Genomic DNA, 24,892 nt, shown 5'->3' on the forward strand with positions numbered 1-24,892 from the left:
AATTTCAGGCATACGAGTTGCATAAGAACTTGCTTAAAATCGGCGCCCAGCGCCCTACAGGTAGTAGATGGCGCATGTGCGCCGGCTAACAAGGTATTAAGCCCCTGCCATGAAACCATCGCTCGTCCTAAAAATGGGCCAGCAACTGACGATGACCCCGCAGTTGCAACAGGCCATTCGTCTGCTTCAGCTTTCCACCCTGGACCTACAGCAGGAAATCCAGGAGGCGCTGGAATCCAATCCGATGCTCGAACGCCAGGAAGACGGCGACGACTTCGACAACAGCGACCCGATGGCGGACAACGCCGAAAGCAAACCGGTCGCCGAAGCCCAGGACACCAGCTTCCAGGAAACCACCAGCAACAGCGAAACCCTGGAAGAAGGCGAGTGGGCCGAGCGCATCCCCAACGAGCTGCCTGTCGACACCGCCTGGGAAGACATCTACCAGACCAGCGCCAGCAGCCTGCCCAGCAACGATGATGACGAGTGGGACTTCACCACTCGCACGTCCGTGGGCGAGAGCCTGCAAAGCCACCTGCTCTGGCAGCTCAACCTCGCGCCGATGTCCGACACCGACAGGCTGATTGCCGTCACCCTGATCGACAGCATCAACGGCCAGGGCTACCTGGAAGATACCCTCGAAGAAATTTGCGCCGGCTTCGACCCCGAGCTCGACATCGAGCTGGATGAGGTAGAGGCGGTGCTGCACCGCATCCAGCAGTTCGAGCCCGCCGGCATCGGCGCCCGCTCCCTGGGTGAGTGCCTGCTGTTGCAACTGCGCCAGCTGCCGGCCTCGACGCCGTGGATGAGCGAAGCCCAGCGCCTGGTCAGCGACTATATCGACCTGCTCGGCAGCCGCGACTACAGCCAGCTGATGCGGCGCATGAAGCTCAAGGAAGACGAACTGCGCCAGGTCATCGAGCTGGTGCAGACGCTCAATCCGCGCCCAGGCTCACAGATCGAGTCGAGCGAGCCCGAATACGTGGTGCCGGACGTCATCGTGCGCAAGGACAGCGATCGCTGGCTGGTCGAGCTCAACCAGGAAGCCGTGCCGCGCCTGCGGGTCAACCCGCAGTACGCAGGCTTCGTGCGCCGTGCCGACACCAGCGCCGACAACACCTTCATGCGCAACCAGTTGCAGGAAGCGCGCTGGTTCATCAAGAGCCTGCAAAGCCGCAACGAAACCCTGATGAAAGTGGCGACCCAGATCGTCGAGCACCAGCGCGGCTTCCTTGACCACGGCGACGAGGCCATGAAGCCGCTGGTGCTGCACGACATCGCCGAGGCGGTGGGCATGCACGAGTCGACCATTTCCCGGGTCACCACGCAGAAATACATGCACACGCCACGCGGCATCTACGAGCTCAAGTACTTTTTCTCGAGCCACGTGAGCACCGCCGAAGGCGGCGAATGCTCGTCCACGGCGATCCGCGCGATCATCAAGAAACTGGTCGCCGCGGAAAATCAGAAAAAGCCATTGAGTGACAGCAAGATCGCTGGTTTACTGGAGGCACAAGGCATCCAGGTAGCCCGTCGCACCGTCGCCAAGTACCGTGAATCGTTGGGCATCGCCCCTTCGAGTGAACGCAAGCGACTGATGTAGCCCCTGGGCAAGCCATAGCGTTTCAGTGGCAGGTGCAATACCTGCCTCTTTATGCACGGGCAACAAAGGAGAAGCTGTATGCAAGTCAACATCAGTGGACAGCATGTAGAAGTCACCCAACCACTGCGCGATTACGTGCTCGAGAAGCTCGCCCGACTGGAGGGTCATTTCGACAAGATCACCAACGTGACGGTGATCATGAAAGTCGAGAAGCTGCAGCAAAAGGTTGAAGCCACGCTCCAGATACCCGGTGGCGAAGTCGTTGCCAATGCCGAACACCAAGACATGTATGCCGCGATCGACGCGCTTGCCGACAAGCTCGACCGCCAACTGAAAAAACACAAGGAAAAACAGCAAAGCCTGCTGCAAGGCGCAGCCGCCCGCTGATCCCCCTCATCCATGATCCGACTTGAAACCATCCTGACCCCCGGCCGTTCCCTCGTGAACGTGCCGGGCGGCAGTAAGAAGCGCGCCCTCGAAAAGGTCGCCACTGTAATTGCCGAGCAAATCCCAGAGCTCGAGATGCAAGACGTCTTCGAAAAGCTGATTGCCCGCGAGAAACTCGGCTCCACCGGTTTTGGCAATGGCATTGCCATTCCCCACTGCAGGCTCGAGGGTTGCTCAGCGCCCGTCAGTGCCCTGCTGCACCTGGAAGCTCCCATCGATTACGACGCCATCGATGGCGCGCCCGTGGACCTGCTGTTCGTCCTGCTGGTCCCTGAAGCCGCGACCGATGCGCACCTTGAATTGCTGCGCCAGATCGCCAGCATGCTCGATCGCGAGGATGTGCGTAAGCGCCTGCGTGCTGCCAACAGCAACGAAGCGCTCTACCAGGTGGTCCTGGACGTCCAGAACGAGGCCTGAACATGCGCCTGATCATCGTCAGCGGCCGCTCCGGCTCGGGTAAAAGCACCGCCCTCGACGTGCTGGAAGACAACGGCTACTACTGCATCGACAACCTGCCTGCCGGGTTGTTGCCGCAGCTGGCGGAAAACGCGCTGATCAACACCGAGCTGCAACAGCCCAAGGTGGCTGTCTCCATCGACGCGCGCAACCTGCCCAGCCACCTGACGCGCTTCCCCGAACTACTGGAAGAGGCACGCTCCCGGCATATCCAGTGCGATGTGCTGTACCTGGACGCTGACGAAGAAACCCTGCTCAAGCGCTTTTCCGAAACCCGCCGCCGCCACCCGCTGACCAACGCCAACCGTTCGCTGGCCGAGGCCATCCGGGTAGAAAGCGAGCTGCTGGGCCCCATCGCCGACCTGGCCGACCTGAAGATCGACACCACCCGGCTGAACCTGTACCAGTTGCGCGACTCGATCAAGCTGCGGCTGCTCAACCAGCCGGAGCCCGGCACCGCCTTCCTGGTCGAATCCTTCGGTTTCAAGCGAGGCATGCCAGTGGACGCCGACGTGGTATTCGACGTGCGCTGCCTGCCCAACCCCTACTGGAAACCGGAACTTCGTAACCACTCCGGGCTCGAACAGCCGGTGATCGACTACCTGGCCGCCCAGCCGGACGTCGACGAGATGTTCCAGGACATCTCCAGCTACCTGCTCAAATGGCTGCCCCGCTTCGCCGCCAGCAACCGTGCCTATGTCACCATCGCCATCGGCTGCACCGGCGGCCATCACCGCTCGGTGTACATCACCGAACGGCTCGGCCAGTTGCTCCAGCAATCCCTGAAAAACGTCCAGGTCCGCCACCGCGACCTCTAGCCCACAGGATCCGCCCCACGATGCCCGCCCGCGAAATAACCATCATCAACAAGCTGGGCCTGCATGCCCGCGCGGCAGCCAAGTTCGTCGGCGTGGCCGGGCGCTTCCCCTGCCAGGTGCGGGTCGGCCGCGCACCGGACAAACTGGTGGACGGCAAGAGCATCATGGCAGTGATGATGCTCGCCGCCGGCAAGGGTACCCAGGTGCATCTGCTCACCGAAGGCGAGCAGGACAACGATGCCATGGATGCGCTGGTGGCGCTGATCAACAACTTCTTCGACGAAGGCGAGTAACTCTCCCCGTGTAACATCCGCTACCAATTGTCGGTGTGAATGATCGGCTGGTTGCCACCATACCAATATGGGTATAGATTCGAGGCGATCTCATGGAAGCGATCAAGAATGTCAAACGCCTGTTCTGGGTTGGCAGCTCCCGAAAGGATATCCAGGCACTCCCGGCTGATGTCCAGGATGTGTTCGGTTTTGCCCTGTACCAAGCACAGGAGGGCGGCAAGCACTGGCAGGCAAAGGCGCTTAAAGGGTTTTCAGGCGGCGGCGTGCTCGAGGTGGTCGAAGACCATCACGGCGACACCTATCGTGCGGTCTACACCATCAGCCTGGTCGACGCGGTTTACGTGCTGCACTGCTTCCAGAAGAAATCCCGCAGCGGCATCAAAACCTCAAGGCATGATGTGGATTTGATCCATGCCCGCCTGAAACTGGCACAGGCTCACGCGAAGGGGAAAACACATGATTGAAATCGAAGAAGGCACAGACAACGTCTATGCCGACCTGCACCTTGCCGACGCCAGCGAGATGCTGGTCAAGGCCCGCCTGGCCAGCAAGATCTGCAGCATCATCAAGGCACGCCAGCTCACTCAGCTACAGGCCGCTGAGCTGCTCGGCCTGAGCCAACCCAAGGTCTCCGCCCTGACCCGCGGCAAATTCCGTGGCATCAGCGAAAGCAAGATGATCGATTGCCTCGCCCGCCTGGGCCGGGACATACAGATCGTGGTCAAGGAAGCCCCCCAGACCCGGCGCGAAGGCCGGGTGGAAGTGATTTTCGCCTGACACTCAGGACATCGCCGTATCCATCACCATCATCAGGCAGAAGCCCACGCACAACCCCAGGCTCGCCAGGCGATGATGCCCATTGCTGCGTGACTCGGGGATGATTTCCTGGGTCACCACCAGCAGCATCGCCCCCGCCGCACAGGCCAGGCCCAGCGGCAACAGCAGTTCGGCGATGTTCACCAGCCAGGCGCAGATGACCGCCGCCAGCGGCTCGACCAGCCCCGACGCAGCGCCAATCAGGAACGCCTTGAAGCGCGACATCCCGGCCCCGGCCAGCACCAGCGCGATCACCAGGCCTTCGGGCACATCCTGCAGCGCGATGCCCATGGCCAGGCTGTCGGCATCGGGCATGCCACCGCCGGCGGACACGCCGATGGCCATCCCTTCAGGGATGTTGTGGGCAATGATGGCGATGACGAACAACCAGATCCGTGCCGCAATCACCGGCTGTCGATCACTGCCGACCAGGGCCTCCGGCGAGGCCCCGGAAACCCTGAGATCGACCAGGAACAGGCACAACGCCCCGAACAACAGCCCGCTGCTGATCAAGCCACCGGCGCCCCAGGGGCTGTAGCCGATGGCCTGGGCCGCCTCCAGCCCCGGGATGATCAACGAGAACGCGGTAGCGGCCAACATCACCCCGGCGCCAAAGCCAAGCAAGGTATCCGCCAGCGCCACAGGCATGTTGCGAATCACCAGCACCGGTACCGCGCCCAACGCCGTGCCCAGTGCGCACAATGCACCGCCCTCCAGCGCGCGCAACATGCGCGGCTCCAGGTCCAGCCAGGCGATGCCGCGCGCCACCAGCAGCGCGGTGCCAACCAGCAACAGCAAGGTCCCAAGCGCCAGGCGGAACAGGCGCACACTGCTGACAGACATCACCTCGGAGCGCATACCGGTTCGACTCACTTCAGGGTTTCAAGGTAGCGGCGTTCCACTTCGGCCCAGTCGACCACGTTGTAGAAAGCACCAATGTATTCCGGGCGACGGTTCTGGTACTTCAGGTAGTAGGCATGCTCCCACACGTCGAGCCCCAGGATCGGCGTATTGCCGTGCATCAGCGGGCTGTCCTGGTTGCCACTGCTTTCCACCACCAGTGTTTTTGCCGGCGTGACGCTGAGCCAGGCCCAGCCACTGCCGAAGCGGCTCAACGCGGCCTTGGTGAACGCTTCCTTGAACGCCGCGAAACCACCCAGTTGTGCATCGATGGCCTTGGCCACCTCACCCTGTGGCTCGCCTCCGCCCTTGGGCGACATGACGGTCCAGAACAGGCTGTGGTTGGCGTGGCCGCCACCTTGGTTGATCACTGCCCCTTGCAGCTTCTCGGGCAACTGCTTGACCGCGCCAACCAACCGCTCCACCGGCCATTCGGCCCACTCGGTGCCCTCGATGGCGGCATTGAGGTTGTTGATGTAGGTCTGGTGGTGCTTGCTGTGGTGGATCTCCATGGTCTGGGTATCGATGTGCGGCTCCAGCGCATCGTAGGCATAAGGCAGTGCAGGCAAGGTATGGGGCATGTCAGTGGATTCCATGAGCAGGTGTACGAAGTGTGAGGTCCGTTTGTGCGACCAGTTCACTGGTAGCCGGCGCCTGGCGATTGAGCAGGCGCTCGGTGCGCGGGTACTGGCCATAGTCGGCGATGAAACTCAGCAACTCGGTGTAGGTGCGTGCGCTGTGGCGCAGCGCGGCATCGCGCAACGCCTGGGGCAGACGTTGCTCCTGGCTGGCCTGGAGCAATGCCTGGTGCGCAGCGCACAGGTAGTCGGCGCTTTCGTGCGGCTGGTTCAGCCGCAGGTGCAGGTCGGCCAGGTTGTGATGGGCGATGACCAGCGCGGCCACCGCCTCATCGACGTCATGCCAGCGCTCGAACAGCACCTGGGCCAAGGCCAGCGCTTGCAGGTAGTGTTCCCGGGCATCGACCAGCTCGCCCTGGTCGAACAGGCGATTGGCGTTTTGCGTGGTGCGTCTCCAGTGCTGCATGACGTGCCTCCTGGGCAGCCTTGGCTCAGATGCCGCCGGCGGTGAGTTTTTCCGGGTCCAGCAGCGCTTCGAGCTGGTCGCGGGACAGGTCGGTGTGCTCCAGCGCCACGTCGATCACCGGCCGCCCCTGCTTGTAGGCGGTCTTGGCGATTTCGGCAGCCTTGAGGTAACCGATGATCGGGTTCAACGCGGTAACCAGGATCGGGTTGCGCGACAACGCTTCCTTGAGCTTGCCTTCGTTGACCTTGAAGGTCGCGATGGCCTTGTCGGCCAGCAAGCGGCTGACGTTGGCCATCAGCTCGATGCTTTCCAGCAGGTTGCGGGCGATCACCGGCAGCATCACGTTGAGCTCGAAGTTGCCCGACTGCCCCGCCACGGCGATGGTGGCGTCGTTGCCGATCACCTGGGCGGCAACCATCGCGGTGGCTTCCGGGATCACCGGGTTGACCTTGCCCGGCATGATCGACGAGCCCGGCTGCAGGCCCTGCAGTTCGATTTCACCGAGGCCGGCCAGCGGGCCGGAGTTCATCCAGCGCAGGTCGTTGGCGATCTTCATCAGCGCCACCGCGGTGGTCTTGAGCTGGCCGGACAACGCCACGGCAGTGTCCTGAGAGCCGATCAGGGCGAACAGGTTCTGGCCTGGAGTGAACTCGACCTTGGTCAGGCCACTGAGCTGGCGAGCGAAGCCAGCCGCGAATTGCGGGTGGGCATTGATCCCGGTGCCGACTGCGGTGCCACCCTGGGCCAACGCCTGCAAGCTCGGCAGCGTGGCCTCGACATGGGCCTGGGCGCCTTTGATCTGCGCCGCCCAGCCATCGAGCACCTGGCTCATGCGCACCGGCATGGCATCCATCAGGTGGGTGCGGCCGGTCTTGACGTACTTGTGCACTTCGACGGCTTTGCGCTCGATCACCTGCGTCAGGTGACGCAAGGCCGGCAGCAATTGCTCATGCAGGGCCAGGGCAGCGCTGACGTGGATGGTGGTGGGGATGATGTCGTTGCTGCTCTGGCCGCAATTGACGTGGTCGTTGGCATTGACCTGCTCGCCGAGCACACGGCTGGCCAGCGTGGCGATCACCTCGTTGGCGTTCATGTTCGAACTGGTGCCGGAGCCGGTCTGGAACACATCGACCGGGAAGTGCTGGATGAAATCCTCGGCCAGCAGTTGCTCCACGGCCTTGACGATCGCCCCGCCCTGCTCCGGGCTCAGTTGCTGCAGTTCGACGTTGGCCTTGGCCGCGGCCGCCTTGGCCAGCAGCAGGGCGCGGATGAACTGGGCCGGCATCGGCTTGCCGCTGACCGGGAAGTTGTCGACCGCGCGCTGGGTCTGGGCGCCGTACAGGGCCTGGGCCGGCACCTGCAGTTCACCCATGCTGTCACGCTCGATACGGGTATCACTCATCTTCAAGTCCTTGCATCAGTTCTTCGGGAGAAATCGACGGCAACAGCACACAGGTGGCCAGTTGCATCGCAAAGGGTTGCCAGCGCTCGTTGTGCGCCTGGCGATCGAGGTTGCGCAGGTCGAGCAACGGGCGCCACGCCTGGTCGAGGCACAGGCAGCGCCAGTGCCAGGGCAGCATGCGGTCGCAGGCGGTATCCAGCAGCAGGCGGAAAGAGGTCATTGCCACCGTCCATGGCGAGGTCTCGGTGCAGCACACCAGGTAACGGCCTTCGGCCAGGTAGTGCTCGATCAGGCGTGGCTCGTCAGGCTCCAGGGCGCAACGAATACGCCGGCTGAGCCAGCACCAGTTTTCCAGGTAGGGCAGTTCGTGGAGGACGGTTTTCATGAAGATCATCGCCGGATGACTGGGTAATGATATTCATTATTAATTGATAAATAGAATCAATTCAAGGTAGCCGAAAGGCAAATAAAAACCCGGCGCGATGGCCGGGTTTTTATCAGGCTTTGCAATCAGGCCCGTGGGAGCGGCAGATCAGCTGCCCGCCACCGTCATCCGCTCGATCAGTACCGAGCCACTGTGGATATTGCTGCGGGTTTCGATATCGCTGCCAATCGCCACGATTTGCTGGAACATGTCTTTCATATTGCCGGCGATGGTCACTTCCTGCACCGCATGCTGGATCTCGCCGTTTTCTACCCAGAAGCCGGCCGCACCACGGGAATAGTCGCCGGTGACCATGTTCAGGCCGTGCCCCATCAGCTCGGTCACCAGCAGGCCGCGCCCCATGCGACGGATCAACGCCGCCTGGTCCTCGACCCCATGGGTGACGAACAGGTTGTGCACACCGCCGGAGTTGGCGGTGCTCGGCAGCCCCAGCTTGCGCCCGGAATAGGTGCCGAGGATGTAGGAGACCAGCTCACCCTTGTCGACGAATGGCTTGGCGTAGGTAGCCAGACCATCACCGTCAAACGAGGCACTGCCCAGCGCTCGCGGAATGTGCGGGCGCTCATCCAGGGTCAGCCAGGTGGGGAACAGGCGCTGGCCAAGGGTACCTTCGAGGAAAGACGACTTGCGGTACAGGTTGCCGCCGGAGATCGCCGAAAGGAAGCTGCCGAACAGCCCGCCCGCCAACTCGGCACTGAACAGCACCGGCACTTCGCAGGTCGGCACCGGTCGGGCCCCCAGGCGGCTGGCGGCGCGCTGGGCGGCGCGCACGCCAATGCTGCTCGGGTCGGCCAGCAAATGGCCCTGGCGATTGACGTCGTACCAGTAGTCACGCTGCATCTGCCCGTCACCCTCGGCGATCATCACGCAGCTCAGGCTGTGGCGGGTGGAGGCGTAGCCGCCGATGAAGCCATGGCTGTTGCCGTACACCCGCACGCCTTGGTGGGTATTGAGCGTGGTGCCATCGGCATTGAGGATGCGCTTGTCGGCATCGAAGGCGGCAGCCTCGCAGGCCAACGCCATCTCGATGGCCTTTTCCGGCTCGATGTCCCAATCGTGGTACAGATCGAGGTCGGGCAGCTCCCGGGCCATCAGCGCCGCATCGGCCAGGCCCGAGCAATCGTCTTCGGAAGTATGCTTGGCGATGGCCAGTGCCGCCGCGACGGTCTCGCGGATCGCCTCAGGGCCGCTGGCCGAGGTGCTGGCCGAGCCTTTGCGCTGGCCAACGTAGAGGGTGATGCCGAAGCCCTGATCGCGGTTGAACTCGACGGTCTCGACTTCGCGCTGGCGCACGCTGGTGGACAGGCCCTGCTCCAGCGACACCGCCACTTCGCAGGCGCTGGCGCCCTGGCGACGCGCTTCGGCGACGATCGCTTCGACCTGTTCCTGCAACGCCGGCAGGTCCTTGGGGCCTACGCTCTGGACTGCACTCATGGTTCTCTCCACTGAAAATTCTGCGTACGGCTTGGGTCATTCTACGACCGGGCCGGACAAGCGGCCCCCGACTGGTTATCATGGCGGCGATTTCTTGCGGACGGCCCCCATGGTTGATTCTTACGACGACGCCTTCGATGGCGAAAAAAGCAAAACCCAGATCAAGCGCGAGCTGCATGCGCTGGTCGAACTCGGTGAGCGCCTCACCACCCTCAAGGCCGACACCCTGGCGCGCCTGCCGCTGACCGACGAGCTGCGCAAGGCGCTGGCCGAGGCCAGCAAGCACGTTGCCCATGGCGCCCGTAAACGCCACATGTCGTTCGTCGGCAAGCTGATGCGCGTGCAGGACCTGGACGCCATCCATGCCGTGCTCGACCAGATCGACAGCTCGACCCGTCAGTACAACGAGCGCTTCCACAACCTCGAGCGCTGGCGCGACCGCCTGATCGACGGTAACGACGAGGACCTCGAGCGCTTCGTCAACGAGTACCCCGACACCGACCGCCAGCAACTGCGCTCGCTGATCCGTCATGCCCAGCACGAGAAGGCGCGGAACAAGCCGCCTGCTGCCATGCGTAAAGTGTTCAAGTACATCCGCGAGCTCGACGAGACTCAGCGCGGCCTGCGTTGAGCCCATCGCGGGGCAAGCCCGCTCCCACAAACGTGGGAGCGGGCTTGCCCCGCGATCGTTCATCAAGCGCCCGTACCGCCCACGGTAATGGCGTCCAGCTTCAGGGTCGGCTGGCCAACGCCCACCGGCACCGACTGCCCATCCTTCCCGCACGTCCCCACACCGCTGTCCAGTGCCAGGTCATTGCCGACCATCGACACCCGGCTCATCGCCTCCGGACCATTGCCGATCAACGTGGCGCCCTTGACCGGCGCGGTGATCTTGCCGTCCTCGATCAGGTAGGCCTCGCTGGTGGAGAACACGAACTTGCCGCTGGTGATGTCCACCTGGCCACCGCCGAGGTTGGCGCAATAGATGCCCTTCTTCACCGAGGCGATGATCTCCTGCGGGTCGCTGTCGCCAGCACGCATGTAGGTGTTGGTCATGCGCGGCATCGGCAGGTGGGCGTAGGATTCGCGACGGCCGTTACCGGTCACCGCCATGCCCATCAGGCGGGCGTTGAGCTTGTCCTGCATGTAGCCCTTGAGGATGCCGTTCTCGATCAGCGTGGTGCACTCGGTCGGGGTACCTTCGTCATCGACGCTCAGCGAACCGCGGCGCCCTTGCAGGGTGCCGTCGTCGACGATGGTGCACAGGCTCGACGCCACTTTCTCACCGATGCGCCCGCTGAACGCCGAGCTGCCCTTGCGGTTGAAGTCGCCCTCCAGGCCATGGCCGACCGCTTCATGCAGCAGCACGCCGGACCAGCCAGAGCCCAGCACCACCGGCAGGGTACCGGCAGGCGCAGGGATCGCTTCGAGGTTGACCAGCGCCTGGCGCAGCGCCTCGCGGGCGTAGCCCATCACCCGCTCCTCGGTGAAATAGCGGTAGTCGGTACGCCCGCCACCGCCCTGCCCGCCGCGCTCGCGACGGCCGTTCTGCTCGACGATCACGCTGACGTTGAAACGCACCAGCGGCCGAATGTCGGCAGCCAGGCTGCCATCGGCGGCGGCAATCAGGATGCGCTCCCACACCCCGGCCATGCTCACGCTGACCTGCTGGATCCGCGGATCGAGCGCACGGGTGGCGGCATCGACGCGCTTGAGCAACTCGACCTTCTCGGCACGGCTGAGCACGTCCAGAGGGTTGTCCGGCGCATACAGCGCGGTCACGTCCTGGCTGCGGAACGCCTGCACCGTGCCGTTCTGCCCGGCGCGGGAGATCGAGCGGGCGGCGCGAGCGGCCGACGTCAGGGCTTCAAGGTTGATCGCATTGCTGTAGGCAAAGCCGGTTTTCTCGCCGGACTGGGCACGCACGCCCACGCCTTGGTCGAGGTTGAAACTGCCTTCTTTGACGATGCCATCTTCCAGCGCCCAGGTTTCCGAAATCTGGCCCTGGAAATACAGGTCTGCCGCGTCGATACCGGGGCCCGCCAACTCGCCGAGCACCGTCTGCAAGCTGTCGAGGGTCAATCCGCCCGGGGCCAGGAGCTGCTCACTGACGGTGGATAACATCTGGCTCATAGTCACTCCGAGGTCTGCGCAGGCCGCAAAGCGTCCTGCGGGAAAAAGCGCCGGTGGGTAAGCACCGGCATGCGCGCCCGGATGGACGCCTGTTCTTCGCTGTCGCGCGTGGCCAGCAAGACCGCTTCGCCGCGCGCCTGTTGCGCGACGATCCGCCCCCAAGGGTCGACGATCGCCGCCTGGCCGTGGGTTTCCCGCGGCCCTGGATGCATGCCGCCCTGGGCGGCGGCCAGTACATAGCACTGGGTCTCGATGGCCCGCGCACGGATCAGCACCTCCCAGTGCGCCGCGCCGGTCACCGCGGTGAACGCCGCCGGTGCACTGATCAGCTCGGCACCGGCAGCGCGCAGGGCGCTGTACAGCTCGGGGAAGCGCAGGTCGTAGCACACCGACAAGCCCAGGCGCCCCACTGGCGTATCGGCGACCACCACCTGGCTGCCATGGGCGTAATCGTCCGACTCGCGGTAGCGGCCACGGTTGTCGGCCACATCCACGTCGAACAGGTGCAGCTTGTCGTAGCGCGCGGCGATCTCGCCGTGCTCATCGATCAGCAGCGAGCAGGCGTGGGACTTTGCCTCAGGCTGGCCGACCGGTGGCAGCGGCAACGTGCCGGCGACAATCCATAACTTGAGGTCGCGGGCCGTGCGTTTCAACCACGGCAGGATCGGCCCCTCGCCCAGGGCCTCGGCCCGCCCGATGGCGGCAGCGTCGCGCCGGCCCATGGCCGCGAAGTTCTCTGGCAGCACCGCCAGCCGCGCGCCGCCGGCAGCGGCCTGCTCGAGCAGCGCAGCAGCACGTTGCAGGTTGGCCAGCACATCGTCCTGGCTGACCATCTGGATCACTGCTGACGTCATCGCAACCCCGGGCTTATTTATCAAAAGGTTTCACAAAGGTGATTTTAGGCTCTTTCACCGGCCCCTCGACGCGGTAATGCACGCTGGCAAAACGCGCCACACGGTCGCCGATCAGGCGGTCGACCAGGAACAGCGCCCCACCCACCGCCGGCGCACCGATGATCAGCGCGGCGAGCGGCAGGTTGTTGGTCACCGGCAGCGTCACCATCAGGTTGGCGTCGATCCGATCGCGCGCCAGATCCAGGGTGCCATCGAGCTCGAAGTTGCTCGACGGGCCAGTGACGGTGATCGGCTCGCGGGTCACGTACACCCCCTCGCTCGCCACCAGCAGGCCTTTCACCCGGTCGTAGGCCAGGCCCTTGCTGAACAGGTCGGAGAAGTCCAGGCGCAAGCGCCGGCCAATCGAGTTGAAATTGAGCAGGCCGAACACCCGCAGGGCCTGGGCGCTGCCTTCGACCTCGATGAACTGGCCGGAACGCAGCGCCGCGTCGAGGCTGCCCGAATAGCGATTGAGGCTCACCCAGGCCGGCGAGCCCGGCCAGCGGCCATCCACGTCCATGCGGAAGTCACGGCTGGTCACGGTGGGCGCAAAGCCCCAGGCCTTGAGCACATCGCTCAGGTTCTTGCCGTCCAGGCGGCCCTTGTACCAGCTCGACGTGCTGCCCGGTTCACCTTCCCAACCGCCACTGCCATCGATGTGCAGGCCCTTGAGGTCCAGATCGACGTCGCTGAGGGCGATACCACGGGGCACCTGGCGCAGTTTCAGGGTTGCACTGCCGAACAGGTCGTCGCCCCGATACAGCTTGTCGATGGTCAGGTCCAGCGGCGGCACGTTGCGTGGGTCGACGCCGGCCAACGGGTCCGGGGCGTTCTCCGGCGCGGTCACGCCTGGATCGGCGGGCGGCAGGCGCAGCGATGGCAGGCGGATGGTGAGCGGCACACCTTTGGCATCGGGAATACGTGCATTGCCGATCACTTCCTTGCTGTCCAGACGCAGGTCCCAGGCTGGGCCGCTGCGCGACAGGCGCACCACGGCCTGGTTGAGGTCCATGCCGAAAGCCTTGAGCTGGCCGATGCTCAGGTCGACGCCTTGCAGGTTCTGCCGGGCACTGCCGCCTGGGTCCTGGCCGGCCAGGCTCGACATCTGTGCCTGCCAGGGGGCCAGGTCCAGCGTTTCGAGGTGTCCACGGACCCGCAAGCCCTGGCCGCCGGGCGGGTTGGCCTCACCGCTGCCCAGCAGCAGTTCGCCACGGCCCTGGCCAAGTTTGTCGGCGGGCGCGGCATAGGCAAAGCGGGCCAGGTCTGCATAACCTGCATCGATACGCCGCTCCGGGCCTTGCAACGTCAAGCTGAAGCGGCTGTCGCGGATATCCGAGGCCGCCTTGCCGAATGGCGCCGGCAAGTCGATGGCCAGGCCTTTGAGCGAGGAGTTGACGGTCAGCCGGTTATCGCGGCTGCCCAGCAGCAATTGCAACTGATAGGGCAGCTCACCCGAAACAGGCAGCGCCTGCTGGAACTGCAGCCAGTCGGTCAGCGCCTTGAGGCCCACCTGGCCATTGGCGGTGATGCGGCTCTGGATCTGCCCGTCCTTGCCTTCGGCGGCAATCTGCGCCGTGACCGGCTTGCCGAACGCCTGCAAAGCAATGTCCTTGCCGCTCAGCCCCTTGTCGTAATCGAAGCTGAAATCACCTTTGAGGCGGCTCAGTTCCAGGGTTGGCGGCGCCACCTTGAGCGTGGCGTTCGCGGTAGCAAAGTCCACCAGCACCTTGGGCCGCTGGCCATGCTCCAGAGGAATGTCCAGCTTGACCTTGCCCTTGAGCGGCCCCTCGCCTTCCCAGCCGGCGAAGATCGCCCCGGTGCCGATGGGGGCTTCCTTGAGAATCTTCAGGCCATCGCCGAGGCTGCCGTCGAAATCGCCATCCAGGTAAAGGTGGCTGTGCTGCCCCGCGTCGACATGTGGAATGTTGACGCGCACATCACTGACCTTGGTGTCGAGCAGCATGCCGCTTCGGGCATTGACGCGAACACCGGTGTCTTCGATGAAGACCTCGCCGTCCACCTGCTGCACCTGCGGCCAGCCCGGCTGGAAGTCCAATGCCGCGTCATGCACCTTGAAGAACAGGCTGATGTCGCGGGCATGTGGCGGCGCGCCATGGTTGAGCGAGCCCTGGTACTGGAAGTAGCCCTCGTCGACGTTGCCCTTGACGATGGCACTGCGCAGCCATTCGTCGAGCGCCGGGCTGAGCACCTCGGGCAGGTACTTGGCGGTGTAGCGGCCGTCACCTTCGGTCATGCCGACCCGCAGGTCCATGTAGTCTTCGCGGCCCTCTTCGAACAGCAGCCGGATCAGGAAGTCAGCCGCGATCTTGCCCTCCTCGCCCAGCACCTTGATGTAGGGGGCGATCAGCGTGAATCCTTCCTTGTCGAGCTTCCAGGTCAGGCGGGCGTTGGCCTTCTGGTAATGCCAGGGTTTGGCGAAGATCGGGTACAAGTGCAGCATGAACGCTTCGGTATCCAGGCGCAGCTCGCCCTGCCCCAGGTCGCCGCTGATGGCGCCGCTGACATTCCCGGCCGCAGGCGCTCCGTGGTAGGCGTCGAAGCCGACCTTCTCCAGGTTGGCGGCGAACTGCACACGCTGGTCGCCTTCGGCCTTGGGGCGGATGTCCAGGCGCACATTGCGCAAGGCACCCGTGACCTTGAGGGCATCGACCACGGCCTTGAGGTTGTCCGGCAGCGGCGCCAGGGCGTCGATCAAGGGGGTCAGGGGCGTCAGCTCGAGGCGATCGGCCTGGACCTGCCAGGACTCCTCGGCCGGCGTCTGTCCGGCACGCTGCGCCAATTGCAGGTGAGATTCCCAGCGGGTCTTGCCGATGCTCGCGGCGAGCGAGTCCACGGCTACATCGAAACCTTCGCTACGACGCTGGAACCAGGCCGACAACGCCAGGTTGTCCAGGGCGACCGCTTTACGCTCGCTGTAGGCGCCCTTGAGTTGCGGTGCATTCAGACGCACCACGGCGCGTTGCAATTGGCCCTGGCTCCAGTCCACCCAGAATTCCCCGCCGGCCCGCAGGGTATCGGCTTGCCACTGGCCCAGCAGGCGCGGCGGCAGCCAGCGCGCCCAGTCGCTCTGCGGCAGGCTGAAATAGGCTTCGACCTGGCCATCGCGCCAGGCCTTGGCCGTGGCCCGGCTGCGCAGGCTAACGGCCAGCGGCTGGCCATCGGGCAAGGTGGCGCGCAGGTCCAGGCTCTGGCGCGAGGCACCGGCCTGCAGGCCGAGGCTGACATAGGTGAGGGTGAGGGGATCGCGCTGCCACGGGTGCAAGGTAACCTGGCTGTCGAACAGGTCGACCCGGCCCAACTGACGCAGGCGCTTGAGGGCATCTGCCAGGTCGAGCGGCGCATCATCCTTGTGCGGCAAGCCTTCCAGGGCCCAGGCGCCCTGCTCGTTTTCACGCAGGATCAACTGCAGGCCACCGAGCTGGATGCGCGCCAGGCGCACTTCGCGCGCCTTGAGGCTGGCCCACAGGTCCGGCACCAGCTTGACGTCGTCCAGGCGCAGCGCGGCGGTGCCTTCGCCCAGTTGCAGGTCGCGCACCCGCAGGACCGGGGCCAGGCCGCTCCAGCGGCCTTCCAGCGCCCCTACGTGCACAGGCAGGCCCAAGGCCTGTTCGGCCTTGAGCTCAGCGTCCGCACGGTATTCGGCGACCAGCGGTATCAGTTGCCGACCGAGGCTGACGTACAGCGCCACCAGCACCGCCAGCAGGGCGCAAATTGCCAACCCCCAGCGGGTCAAGGCGCTCAGAACGCGGGTCAGACGCTCCATGGCCAAGGCCCTCCAAGTCGTCCACTAACTATGGCCGCTGAATAGCGCTTTGCCAGCCCGCCCCTGGGACAGATACGTTCAATGACGGTCAGAGCAGCACCACATCATATTGTTCCTGGGAATACATGGACTCGACCTGGAAGCGGATGGTTCGCCCGATGAAAGCCTCAAGTTCGGCGACGTTACCCGACTCTTCGTCCAGCAGCCGGTCGACCACCTTCTGGTTGGCCAGTACCCGATAGCCCTCTGCCTGGTAGGCGCGGGCTTCGCGAAGGATCTCACGGAAGATCTCATAGCAAATGGTCTCGGGCGTCTTCAGCTTGCCGCGCCCCTGGCAGGCGGCGCACGGCTCGCACAGCACCTGTTCAAGGCTCTCGCGGGTGCGTTTGCGGGTCATCTGCACCAAGCCCAGCTCGGTGATGCCGATGATGTTGGTCTTGGCGTGATCGCGCTCCAACTGCTTTTCCAGCGTGCGCAGCACCTGGCGTTGGTGCTCTTCGTCTTCCATGTCGATGAAGTCGATGATGATGATCCCGCCGATGTTGCGCAGGCGCAGTTGACGGGCAATGGCTGTGGCCGCTTCCAGGTTGGTCTTGAAAATGGTCTCTTCAAGGTTGCGATGGCCAACGAACGCGCCGGTGTTGACGTCGATGGTGGTCATGGCCTCCGCCGGGTCGACCACCAGGTAGCCGCCGGACTTGAGCGGCACCTTGCGCTCCAGGGCACGCTGGATTTCATCCTCCACGCCATACAGGTCGAAGATCGGCCGCTCGCCCGGGTAGTGCTCGAGGCGATCGGCGATTTCCGGCATCAGTTCGCCGACGAACTGCGTGGTCTTCTGGAAGGTTTCCCGCGAATCGATGCGGATCTTCTCGATCTTGGCGTTGACCAGGTCGCGCAGCGTTCGCAGCGCCAGGCCCAGGTCTTCATAGATCACGGTAGGGGCGCCACAGGTCTTGATCTGCGAGCCGATCTGCTCCCACAGGCGGCGCAGGTAGCGGATGTCCTGGAGAATGTCTTCGGCACGCGCGCCCTCGGCGGCGGTGCGCAGGATGAACCCGCCGGCGTCCTTCATCTCTTCCTGGGCCATGCAATCGGTGACCACCTGCTTGAGGCGATCACGCTCGGCTTCTTCCTCGATTTTCAGCGAGATGCCGACATGGCTGCTGCGCGGCATGTACACCAGGTAGCGCGAAGGGATCGACAACTGGGTGGTGAGGCGCGCGCCCTTGGTACCGATGGGGTCCTTGGTCACCTGCACCACCAGTGCCTGCCCTTCATGCACCAGTGCAGTGATGGTCTCTACCGCCGACCCTTCGCGCAGGGAAATTTCCGAGGCATGGATGAACGCCGCACGCTCAAGGCCGATATCGACGAACGCCGCCTGCATGCCCGGCAACACCCTGACCACCTTGCCTTTATAGATGTTGCCGACGATGCCGCGGCGCTGGGTGCGCTCTACGTGCACCTCCTGCAGGACACCGTTCTCCACCACTGCCACGCGTGATTCCATCGGGGTGATGTTGATCAGGATCTCTTCACTCATGGCAGGCTCTCGTCAAGGTTTTCGGTAATGATGGATCGCTGCGCGATGGCTGGCTAGCGCGGTTTCGAACCCTCTTGCGGCTGCCAGACGGCAACGGCGAATTGCTCCAGCAGCTCGGCGGTCTCGCTCAGGGGCAGGCCGACCACGGCCGAATAGCTGCCCTCGATGCCGCTGACGAACACCGCGCCCAAGCCCTGGATGGCATAGCCACCGGCCTTGTCCAGCGGTTCGCCGCTGGCCCAGTAGCGCAGGGCTTCTTCGAAGGAGATGGCACGAAAACGCACGCTGGTGCTGACGCAACGGCTGATGCTGCGCTGGCCGTCGGTCAGCGCCACCGCGGTGAGCACCTGGTGCTCGCGCTTGGACAGGTCGCCGAGCATGGCCAGGAAGTGTTCGCGGTCTTCTGGCTTGCCGAGGATTTCATCGTCGAGCACCACCGTGGTGTCCGCGCCCAGCACCACGCCGTTGCCGTCGGTGTGGGCGAAACCGGCCACCGCCTTGGCCTGGGCCAGGCGCTCGACATAGGCTGCCGGGGCTTCGCCGGGCAATGGGGTTTCATCGATGGGGGCACTGACGACAGTGAACGGCACGCCGATCTGGGTCAGCAGCTCACGACGGCGCGGCGAACCGGAGGCCAGGTAAAGTTGAGGCATATGGACATCTCCCTGTCAGTGGTGGCGCAGCGTCAATGAATATGCAAGCGCACGCGCAAGCCGCGCAGGGCGAAGCTGACCCACGGCCAGAGCAAGGCACTGATCACCGCCGACCAGACCAGCGCCAGCGTTGGCAGGCGGTTGCCGGTCAGGGCGCTGAGCCATAGCTGGATCAGTTGGGCGATACCGAAGATCACCAGGATCACCAGGCTCTGCTGCCACATGGGGAACATGCGCAGGCGCTGCTGCAGCGACAGCACGAGGAACGTGATGAGGGTAAGGATGAGTGCGTTCTGCCCCAGCAAGGTGCCGTACAGCACGTCTTCGGCCAGGCCCAGCACGAAGGCGGTGGTCATGCCGACCTTAGTGGGCACAGTGAGGGTCCAGAACGCCAGCAGCAACGCCAGCCACATGGGCCGGAACACTTCCATGAACTGAGGCATCGGCGAGACGCTGAGCAACAGGCCGACCGCAAAGGTCAGCCAGATGGCCCAGCCGTTTCTGCTACGGGTGCTGGCCATTATTGCCTCCGGGGTTGAGCGGGCGCCGCGGCCGGGTGGGCCGGGGCCGTAACGTTTGCGGCAGGGGCCGGAGCCGCGGCGGGCGCAGGCTGCGCGGCGTTGGCCGCGGGTGGCGTTGCCGGGGCCGCAGGTGCCTGGCCATGCCCGGCACCCTGACGGTCGGCTTCTTCCTGGGCAATCGCAGCTTCCGTTGCACGCTCTTCCGGGGTACGTCGGTCGCTGAACACCAGCAGCATGTAGCGGCTGCGGTTGAGCGCGGCGGTCGGGATGGCGCGGACGATGGCGAATGGCTGGCCGGAATCGTGGATCACTTCGTTGACCGTGGCCACCGGGTAGCCGGCCGGGAAGCGTTGGCCCATGCCGGAGCTGACCAGCAGGTCGCCTTCCTTGACGTCGGCGGTGTCGGCCACGTGGCGAAGTTCCAGGCGTTCCGGGTTGCCGGTGCCGCTGGCGATGGCGCGCAGCCCGTTGCGGTTGACCTGTACCGGAATGCTGTGGGTGGTATCGGTGAGCAGCAGCACCCGCGAGGTGTACGGCATCAGCTCGACCACCTGGCCCATCAGGCCACGGGCATCGAGCACCGGCTGGCCGAGGAACACGCCGTCGCGCTCGCCCTTGTTGATCAGGATGCGGTGGGTGAACGGGTTGGGGTCGACACCGATCAGCTCGGCAACCTCGACCTTCTCGTTGACCAGCGCCGAGGAATTGAGCAGCTCACGCAGGCGCACGTTCTGCTCGGTCAAGGCCGCCAGCTTTTGCAGGCGCCCTTGCAGCAGCAAGGCTTCGGTCTTGAGTTTCTCGTTTTCGGCGATCAGCTCGGTGCGGCTGCCGAACTGGCCAGCCACACCCTGCCACATGCGCTGCGGCAGGTCGGTGATCCAGTAGGACTCCATCAACACCAGGCCCATCTGGCTGCGCACGGGCTTGAGCAGGTCGAAACGCGAGTCGACCACCATCAGTGCGATCGACATCACCACCAGCACGAGCAGGCGCACGCCCAGCGAGGGGCCTTTGGAGAAAAGCGGTTTAATGGGCCGTTCCTCGCGGACGACTCAGGAAGTCACTGAACATGGGGCAACGCACCGGCCTGCTTGCGAATTGACGGAAAACGACGCCCTCACGGGCGCCAACCCAGCGCATACAGGTAGCACTGCGCGTGCTACCTGTAAACCGGGCGATGAAACGGCAGCGTCAGGGCTCACTCGCTGGAGAGCAGGTCCATCGCGTGCTTGTCCATCATTTCCAGGGCGCGGCCGCCGCCACGGGCGACGCAGGTCAGCGGGTCTTCGGCGACGATCACCGGCAGGCCGGTTTCCTGGGCCAGCAGCTTGTCCAGGTCACGCAGCAGCGCGCCGCCACCGGTCAGCACCAGGCCACGCTCGGCGATGTCCGAGGCCAGCTCGGGTGGCGATTGCTCCAGGGCGCTCTTGACCGCCTGGACGATGGTCGCCAGCGACTCTTGCAGGGCTTCGAGCACTTCGTTGGAGTTCAGGGTGAAGGCACGTGGCACGCCCTCGGCCAGGTTGCGGCCACGGACGTCGACTTCGCGCACTTCGCCGCCTGGGTAGGCGGTGCCGATTTCCTGCTTGATGCGCTCGGCGGTGGATTCGCCGATCAGGCTGCCGTAGTTGCGGCGCACATAGGTGACGATGGCTTCGTCGAAGCGGTCGCCGCCAACACGCACGGACTCGGCATAGACCACGCCGTTGAGCGAGATCAGCGCGATTTCGGTGGTACCGCCACCAATATCGACGACCATCGAACCGCGGGCCTCTTCGACCGGCAGGCCGGCACCGATGGCAGCGGCCATCGGCTCTTCGATCAGGAACACTTCACGGGCACCGGCACCCAGGGCCGACTCGCGAATGGCGCGACGCTCTACCTGGGTCGACTTGCACGGCACGCAGATCAGCACGCGAGGGCTGGGCTGCAGGAAGCTGTTTTCGTGAACCTTGTTGATGAAGTACTGCAACATTTTTTCACAAACGCTGAAGTCGGCGATCACGCCATCCTTCATCGGACGAATGGCCGCGATGTTACCGGGCGTACGGCCCAGCATGCGCTTGGCCTCGGTACCGACAGCGACGACGCTTTTCTGGTTGCCGTGGGTACGGATGGCAACAACCGAGGGCTCATTCAGGACGATACCGCGCTCACGCACGTAAATAAGGGTGTTGGCAGTACCCAGGTCGATAGACAGATCGCTGGAAAACATGCCACGCAGTTTCTTGAACATGGGAAAGTGACCCTGGGGAAAGCGTGGGTAAAAAAGTGCGGCAAACTCTAACAATGGCAGGGATTTTGGGCAAGGAGCCAATATGTTAAATTGGCTGTTTTTCCGAGCATGCCTACCGATGATCGCGGCCCTTTGACCGCCAGAATCCTGACATGTTCCTCATTTTGTTAGCGGACAATTCCGTTTATCGTTCCCCTGGAGATCCCCATGGCGCTGCAACGCTCCGACGTGGAAAAGATCGCCCATCTGGCCCGTCTGGGCCTGAATGAAGGCGAGCTGCCACGCATTACCGACGCCTTGAACAGCATTCTCGGGCTGGTCGACCAGATGCAAGCCGTCGACACCACAGGCATCGAGCCCCTCGCCCACCCGCTGGAAACCACCCAGCGCCTGCGTCCCGACCAGGTCACCGAGAGCAATCAGCGCGACCAGTATCAAGCCGTCGCCCCGTCGACCGAGAACGGTCTGTACCTGGTTCCGAAAGTCATCGATTAAGGGATAGCGCCTGCCATGCATCAATTCACTCTGGCCGAGATCGCCCGCGGCCTCGCTGACAAGTCGTTCTCCTCGGCAGAACTGACCGGCGCGCTGCTGTCGCGCATCAAGCAGCTCGACCCGCAGCTCAACAGCTTCATCACCGTCACCGAAGAGCAGGCCCTGGAGCAGGCGCGCGCCGCCGATGCCCGCCGCGCCGCCGGTGAAACCGGTGCGCTGCTGGGCGCGCCGATCGCCCACAAGGACCTGTTCTGTACCAACGGCACCCGCACCAGCTGCGGCTCGAAGATGCTCGACAACTTCACCGCCCCGTATGACGCCACCGTGGTCGCCAAGCTGGCCGCCGCCGGCATGGTCAGCCTGGGCAAGACCAACATGGACGAGTTCGCCATGGGCTCGGCCAACGAGTCCAGCCACTACGGCGCGGTGAAGAACCCGTGGAACCTGAAACACGTGCCAGGCGGCTCGTCCGGCGGTTCGGCCGCAGCCGTGGCCGCGCGCCTGCTGCCAGCCACCACCGGCACCGACACCGGCGGTTCGATCCGCCAGCCGGCGGCCTTCACCAACCTCACCGGTTTGAAGCCGACCTACGGCCGTGTTTCACGTTGGGGCATGATTGCCTATGCCTCCAGCCTCGACCAGGGTGGCCCACTGGCCCGTACCGCGGAAGACTGCGCCCTGCTGCTGCAAGGCATGGCCGGTTTCGATGCCAAGGACTCGACCTCGGTCGACGAGCCAGTGCCGGACTTCAGCGCCAACCTGAACGGCTCGCTGCAAGGCCTGCGCATCGGCCTGCCGAAGGAATACTTCGGTGCCGGCCTCGACCCGCGCATCGCCGAACTGGTGCATGCCAGCGTCAAGGAGCTGGAAAAGCTCGGCGCAGTGGTCAAGCAAATCAGCCTGCCGAACATGCAGCACGCCATCCCGGCCTACTACGTGATCGCCCCGGCGGAAGCTTCCTCCAACCTGTCGCGTTTCGACGGCGTGCGCTTCGGCTATCGCTGCGAAAACCCCAAGGACCTCACCGACCTGTACAAGCGCTCGCGCGGTGAAGGCTTCGGCGTCGAAGTGCAGCGCCGGATCATGGTCGGCACCTACGCCCTGTCGGCCGGCTACTACGATGCCTACTACGTCAAGGCGCAGCAGATCCGCCGCCTGATCAAGAACGACTTCGTGGCCGCCTTCCACGACGTCGACGTGATCCTCGGCCCGACCACGCCAAACCCGGCCTGGAAGCTCGGCGCCAAGAGCAGCGACCCGGTCGCCGCCTACCTGGAAGACGTCTACACCATCACCGCCAACCTGGCGGGCCTGCCGGGCCTGTCGATGCCGGCCGGCTTCGTCGATGGCCTGCCGGTGGGCGTGCAACTGCTGGCCCCGTATTTCCAGGAAGGCCGCCTGCTCAACATCGCGCACCGTTACCAGCAAGTCACCGACTGGCACACCCGCGCCCCCAACGGCTTCTGAGGAATTCACACATGCAATGGGAAGTTGTGATCGGGCTGGAAATTCATACCCAGCTCGCCACCCAGTCGAAGATTTTCTCCGGCAGCGCCACCACCTTCGGTTCCGAACCGAACACCCAGGCCAGCCTGGTCGATCTGGGCATGCCCGGCGTACTGCCGGTGCTCAACCAGGAAGCCGTGCGCATGGCGTGCATGTTCGGCCTGGCGATCGACGCCGAAATCGGCCCGCGCAACGTGTTCGCGCGCAAGAACTACTTCTACCCTGACCTGCCCAAGGGCTACCAGATCAGCCAGATGGACCTGCCGATCGTCGGCAAGGGCCACCTGGACATCGCCCTGGAAGACGGCACCGTCAAGCGTATTGGCGTGACCCGCGCGCACCTTGAAGAAGACGCCGGCAAAAGCCTGCACGAAGACTTCAACGGCGCCACCGGCATCGACCTGAACCGCGCCGGCACGCCGCTGCTGGAGATCGTCTCCGAGCCGGACATGCGCAGCGCCAAAGAGGCCGTGGCCTACGTCAAGGCGATCCATGCCCTGGTGCGCTACCTGGGCATCTGCGACGGCAACATGGCCGAAGGTTCGCTGCGCTGCGACTGCAACGTGTCGATCCGCCCGAAAGGCCAGGCCGAGTTCGGCACCCGCTGCGAGATCAAGAACGTCAACTCGTTCCGCTTCATCGAGCGTGCGATCAACAGCGAAATCCAGCGCCAGATCGACCTGATCGAAGACGGCGGCAAGGTGGTGCAGGAAACCCGTCTGTACGACCCGAACAAGGACGAGACCCGCTCCATGCGCAGCAAGGAGGAAGCCAACGACTACCGTTACTTCCCCGACCCGGACCTGCTGCCGGTGGTCATCGAGCCCGCGTTCCTCGACAGCGTGCGCGCCGGCCTGCCGGAGCTGCCACCGCAGAAAGTCGAACGCTTCCAGAGCCAGTACGGCCTGTCGGCCTACGACGCCAACGTGCTGGCCTCCAGCCGCGAGCAGGCCGACTACTTCGAGCAGGTGGTGAAGATCGGCGGTGACGCCAAGCTGGCCGCCAACTGGGTCATGGTCGAACTCGGCAGCCTGCTGAACAAGCTGGGCCTGGAGATCGACCAGTCGCCGGTCAGCGCCGAGCAACTGGGCGCCATGCTGCTGCGCATCCGTGACAACACCATCAGCGGCAAGATTGCCAAGACCGTGTTCGAGGCCATGGCCGCTGGCGAAGGCGATGCCGACAGCATCATCGAAAGCAAAGGCCTGAAGCAGGTCACTGACACCGGCGCGATCGACAAGATGCTCGACGAGATGCTCGCCGCCAACGCCGACCAGGTCGAACAGTACCGCGCCGCTGACGAAGCCAAGCGCGGCAAGATGTTCGGCTTCTTCGTCGGCCAGGCGATGAAGGCCTCCAAAGGCAAGGCCAACCCGGGGCAAGTGAACCAATTGCTCAAGTCCAAGCTCGAAGGGTGAACCCAATCGCGGGGCAAGCCCGCTCCCACGCCAGATGGTGGGAGCGGGC

At 64.3% G+C, this 24,892-nt stretch carries 25 protein-coding genes; 11 read left to right on the top strand and 14 right to left on the bottom strand.

What is annotated here, in order from left to right; translation table 11 throughout:
* Positions 1-109: 109 nt before the first annotated feature.
* From DM373_RS10110 to DM373_RS10140, 7 genes are all read left to right on the top strand, one after another.
* A complete protein-coding gene (locus tag DM373_RS10110; RefSeq protein ID WP_110993431.1) occupies positions 110-1,603 on the top strand; it encodes an RNA polymerase factor sigma-54 in 1,494 nt (497 codons plus the stop codon).
* A gap of 78 nt (positions 1,604-1,681) precedes the next feature.
* Positions 1,682-1,990 (top strand): ribosome hibernation-promoting factor, HPF/YfiA family, encoded by a 309-nt coding sequence (gene hpf, locus DM373_RS10115; RefSeq protein ID WP_110993432.1) that lies wholly within the window; start codon positions 1,682-1,684, stop codon positions 1,988-1,990.
* Between the two features lie 12 nt (positions 1,991-2,002).
* Entirely contained in the window at positions 2,003-2,467 is a 465-nt protein-coding gene (gene ptsN, locus DM373_RS10120) for a PTS IIA-like nitrogen regulatory protein PtsN (protein ID WP_110993433.1), read from the top strand.
* Between the two features lie 2 nt (positions 2,468-2,469).
* A complete protein-coding gene (rapZ, locus tag DM373_RS10125; protein WP_110993434.1) occupies positions 2,470-3,324 on the top strand; it encodes an RNase adapter RapZ in 855 nt (284 codons plus the stop codon).
* A 20-nt stretch (positions 3,325-3,344) separates the two neighbouring features.
* Entirely contained in the window at positions 3,345-3,617 is a 273-nt protein-coding gene (locus DM373_RS10130) for an HPr family phosphocarrier protein (protein WP_110993435.1), read from the top strand.
* A 92-nt stretch (positions 3,618-3,709) separates the two neighbouring features.
* Entirely contained in the window at positions 3,710-4,081 is a 372-nt protein-coding gene (locus DM373_RS10135; protein WP_110993436.1) for a type II toxin-antitoxin system RelE/ParE family toxin, read from the top strand.
* Complete coding sequence (locus DM373_RS10140) at positions 4,074-4,394, top strand: helix-turn-helix domain-containing protein (protein WP_110993437.1); 321 nt, start codon at positions 4,074-4,076, stop codon at positions 4,392-4,394. The genes DM373_RS10135 and DM373_RS10140 overlap by 8 nt, the downstream gene beginning before the upstream one ends.
* Before the next feature lie 3 nt (positions 4,395-4,397).
* Here the strand turns inward: DM373_RS10140 and DM373_RS10145 are convergent, their stop codons facing one another.
* The 6 genes from DM373_RS10145 to pmbA form a co-directional block, all read right to left on the bottom strand.
* Positions 4,398-5,291 (bottom strand): ZIP family metal transporter, encoded by an 894-nt coding sequence (locus DM373_RS10145; RefSeq protein WP_110993438.1) that lies wholly within the window; start codon positions 5,289-5,291, stop codon positions 4,398-4,400.
* A gap of 11 nt (positions 5,292-5,302) precedes the next feature.
* On the bottom strand, positions 5,303-5,914 hold the full coding sequence (locus tag DM373_RS10150) for a superoxide dismutase (RefSeq protein ID WP_110993439.1): 612 nt from the start codon (positions 5,912-5,914) through the stop codon (positions 5,303-5,305).
* 1 nt (position 5,915) lies between these two features.
* Positions 5,916-6,377 (bottom strand): hypothetical protein, encoded by a 462-nt coding sequence (locus tag DM373_RS10155; RefSeq protein ID WP_110993440.1) that lies wholly within the window; start codon positions 6,375-6,377, stop codon positions 5,916-5,918.
* Positions 6,378-6,402: 25 nt separating this feature from the next.
* Positions 6,403-7,779 (bottom strand): class II fumarate hydratase, encoded by a 1,377-nt coding sequence (locus DM373_RS10160; RefSeq protein WP_110993441.1) that lies wholly within the window; start codon positions 7,777-7,779, stop codon positions 6,403-6,405.
* The gene (locus DM373_RS10165) at positions 7,772-8,173 is read right to left on the bottom strand and encodes a FagA protein (RefSeq protein ID WP_110993442.1); all 402 of its coding nucleotides are present in this window, start codon (positions 8,171-8,173) and stop codon (positions 7,772-7,774) included. Before DM373_RS10165 ends, DM373_RS10160 begins: the two co-directional genes overlap by 8 nt.
* 138 nt (positions 8,174-8,311) lie before the next feature.
* Positions 8,312-9,658, bottom strand: a complete 1,347-nt coding sequence (gene pmbA, locus DM373_RS10170; RefSeq protein WP_110993443.1) for a metalloprotease PmbA — start codon at positions 9,656-9,658, stop codon at positions 8,312-8,314.
* Positions 9,659-9,767: 109 nt separating this feature from the next.
* Here pmbA and yjgA point away from each other — a divergent pair, with 109 nt between their 5' ends.
* A complete protein-coding gene (gene yjgA, locus DM373_RS10175) occupies positions 9,768-10,289 on the top strand; it encodes a ribosome biogenesis factor YjgA (protein WP_110993444.1) in 522 nt (173 codons plus the stop codon).
* Between the two features lie 62 nt (positions 10,290-10,351).
* On the opposite strand, the gene tldD is transcribed toward yjgA, so the two are convergent.
* From tldD to mreB, 8 genes are all read right to left on the bottom strand, one after another.
* Positions 10,352-11,791, bottom strand: coding sequence for a metalloprotease TldD (gene tldD, locus DM373_RS10180; protein WP_110993445.1), 1,440 nt, complete (start codon positions 11,789-11,791; stop codon positions 10,352-10,354).
* 2 nt (positions 11,792-11,793) lie between these two features.
* Positions 11,794-12,645: a carbon-nitrogen hydrolase family protein gene (locus tag DM373_RS10185; protein WP_110993446.1), complete on the bottom strand. Its 852-nt coding sequence runs from the start codon at positions 12,643-12,645 to the stop codon at positions 11,794-11,796.
* 13 nt (positions 12,646-12,658) lie between these two features.
* Complete coding sequence (locus DM373_RS10190; RefSeq protein WP_110993447.1) at positions 12,659-16,468, bottom strand: YhdP family protein; 3,810 nt, start codon at positions 16,466-16,468, stop codon at positions 12,659-12,661.
* Positions 16,469-16,556: 88 nt separating this feature from the next.
* The gene (gene rng / locus DM373_RS10195) at positions 16,557-18,014 is read right to left on the bottom strand and encodes a ribonuclease G (protein ID WP_110993448.1); all 1,458 of its coding nucleotides are present in this window, start codon (positions 18,012-18,014) and stop codon (positions 16,557-16,559) included.
* A 53-nt stretch (positions 18,015-18,067) separates the two neighbouring features.
* Positions 18,068-18,667 (bottom strand): Maf family protein, encoded by a 600-nt coding sequence (locus DM373_RS10200; protein ID WP_110993449.1) that lies wholly within the window; start codon positions 18,665-18,667, stop codon positions 18,068-18,070.
* Positions 18,668-18,699: 32 nt separating this feature from the next.
* Positions 18,700-19,188: a rod shape-determining protein MreD gene (gene mreD / locus DM373_RS10205; protein WP_110993450.1), complete on the bottom strand. Its 489-nt coding sequence runs from the start codon at positions 19,186-19,188 to the stop codon at positions 18,700-18,702.
* Positions 19,188-20,171, bottom strand: coding sequence for a rod shape-determining protein MreC (gene mreC / locus DM373_RS10210; RefSeq protein WP_244215055.1), 984 nt, complete (start codon positions 20,169-20,171; stop codon positions 19,188-19,190). Before mreC ends, mreD begins: the two co-directional genes overlap by 1 nt.
* A 215-nt stretch (positions 20,172-20,386) precedes the next feature.
* Complete coding sequence (gene mreB / locus DM373_RS10215; RefSeq protein WP_003255163.1) at positions 20,387-21,424, bottom strand: rod shape-determining protein MreB; 1,038 nt, start codon at positions 21,422-21,424, stop codon at positions 20,387-20,389.
* A gap of 207 nt (positions 21,425-21,631) precedes the next feature.
* Here mreB and gatC point away from each other — a divergent pair, with 207 nt between their 5' ends.
* Genes gatC through gatB form a run of 3 tightly spaced genes read left to right on the top strand, consistent with a single transcriptional unit; the run spans position 21,632 to position 24,843 of the window.
* Positions 21,632-21,919 (top strand): Asp-tRNA(Asn)/Glu-tRNA(Gln) amidotransferase subunit GatC, encoded by a 288-nt coding sequence (gene gatC / locus DM373_RS10220; RefSeq protein ID WP_110993452.1) that lies wholly within the window; start codon positions 21,632-21,634, stop codon positions 21,917-21,919.
* A gap of 15 nt (positions 21,920-21,934) precedes the next feature.
* Positions 21,935-23,386, top strand: a complete 1,452-nt coding sequence (gatA, locus tag DM373_RS10225) for an Asp-tRNA(Asn)/Glu-tRNA(Gln) amidotransferase subunit GatA (protein WP_110993453.1) — start codon at positions 21,935-21,937, stop codon at positions 23,384-23,386.
* Positions 23,387-23,397: 11 nt separating this feature from the next.
* Entirely contained in the window at positions 23,398-24,843 is a 1,446-nt protein-coding gene (gene gatB, locus DM373_RS10230; RefSeq protein ID WP_110993454.1) for an Asp-tRNA(Asn)/Glu-tRNA(Gln) amidotransferase subunit GatB, read from the top strand.
* Positions 24,844-24,892 lie beyond the last annotated feature (49 nt).

It is taken from the genome of Pseudomonas sichuanensis (genome assembly GCF_003231305.1).
In the GTDB taxonomy this organism is placed as follows: Bacteria; Pseudomonadota; Gammaproteobacteria; order Pseudomonadales; family Pseudomonadaceae; genus Aquipseudomonas; species Aquipseudomonas sichuanensis.

Excerpts from the sequence above, each read along its gene's own strand:
- DM373_RS10110 (WP_110993431.1), top strand. The coding sequence starts at position 110 with ATGAAACCATCGCTCGTCCTAAAAATGGGCCAGCAACTGACGATGACC.
- hpf (WP_110993432.1), top strand. The coding sequence starts at position 1,682 with ATGCAAGTCAACATCAGTGGACAGCATGTAGAAGTCACCCAACCACTG.
- ptsN (WP_110993433.1), top strand. The coding sequence starts at position 2,003 with ATGATCCGACTTGAAACCATCCTGACCCCCGGCCGTTCCCTCGTGAAC.
- rapZ (WP_110993434.1), top strand. The coding sequence starts at position 2,470 with ATGCGCCTGATCATCGTCAGCGGCCGCTCCGGCTCGGGTAAAAGCACC.
- DM373_RS10130 (WP_110993435.1), top strand. The coding sequence starts at position 3,345 with ATGCCCGCCCGCGAAATAACCATCATCAACAAGCTGGGCCTGCATGCC.
- DM373_RS10135 (WP_110993436.1), top strand. The coding sequence starts at position 3,710 with ATGGAAGCGATCAAGAATGTCAAACGCCTGTTCTGGGTTGGCAGCTCC.
- DM373_RS10140 (WP_110993437.1), top strand. The coding sequence starts at position 4,074 with ATGATTGAAATCGAAGAAGGCACAGACAACGTCTATGCCGACCTGCAC.
- DM373_RS10145 (WP_110993438.1), bottom strand. The coding sequence starts at position 5,291 with ATGCGCTCCGAGGTGATGTCTGTCAGCAGTGTGCGCCTGTTCCGCCTG.
- DM373_RS10150 (WP_110993439.1), bottom strand. The coding sequence starts at position 5,914 with ATGCCCCATACCTTGCCTGCACTGCCTTATGCCTACGATGCGCTGGAG.
- DM373_RS10155 (WP_110993440.1), bottom strand. The coding sequence starts at position 6,377 with ATGCAGCACTGGAGACGCACCACGCAAAACGCCAATCGCCTGTTCGAC.
- DM373_RS10160 (WP_110993441.1), bottom strand. The coding sequence starts at position 7,779 with ATGAGTGATACCCGTATCGAGCGTGACAGCATGGGTGAACTGCAGGTG.
- DM373_RS10165 (WP_110993442.1), bottom strand. The coding sequence starts at position 8,173 with ATGATCTTCATGAAAACCGTCCTCCACGAACTGCCCTACCTGGAAAAC.
- pmbA (WP_110993443.1), bottom strand. The coding sequence starts at position 9,658 with ATGAGTGCAGTCCAGAGCGTAGGCCCCAAGGACCTGCCGGCGTTGCAG.
- yjgA (WP_110993444.1), top strand. The coding sequence starts at position 9,768 with ATGGTTGATTCTTACGACGACGCCTTCGATGGCGAAAAAAGCAAAACC.
- tldD (WP_110993445.1), bottom strand. The coding sequence starts at position 11,791 with ATGAGCCAGATGTTATCCACCGTCAGTGAGCAGCTCCTGGCCCCGGGC.
- DM373_RS10185 (WP_110993446.1), bottom strand. The coding sequence starts at position 12,645 with ATGACGTCAGCAGTGATCCAGATGGTCAGCCAGGACGATGTGCTGGCC.
- DM373_RS10190 (WP_110993447.1), bottom strand. The coding sequence starts at position 16,468 with ATGGAGCGTCTGACCCGCGTTCTGAGCGCCTTGACCCGCTGGGGGTTG.
- rng (WP_110993448.1), bottom strand. The coding sequence starts at position 18,014 with ATGAGTGAAGAGATCCTGATCAACATCACCCCGATGGAATCACGCGTG.
- DM373_RS10200 (WP_110993449.1), bottom strand. The coding sequence starts at position 18,667 with ATGCCTCAACTTTACCTGGCCTCCGGTTCGCCGCGCCGTCGTGAGCTG.
- mreD (WP_110993450.1), bottom strand. The coding sequence starts at position 19,188 with ATGGCCAGCACCCGTAGCAGAAACGGCTGGGCCATCTGGCTGACCTTT.
- mreB (WP_003255163.1), bottom strand. The coding sequence starts at position 21,424 with ATGTTCAAGAAACTGCGTGGCATGTTTTCCAGCGATCTGTCTATCGAC.
- gatC (WP_110993452.1), top strand. The coding sequence starts at position 21,632 with ATGGCGCTGCAACGCTCCGACGTGGAAAAGATCGCCCATCTGGCCCGT.
- gatA (WP_110993453.1), top strand. The coding sequence starts at position 21,935 with ATGCATCAATTCACTCTGGCCGAGATCGCCCGCGGCCTCGCTGACAAG.
- gatB (WP_110993454.1), top strand. The coding sequence starts at position 23,398 with ATGCAATGGGAAGTTGTGATCGGGCTGGAAATTCATACCCAGCTCGCC.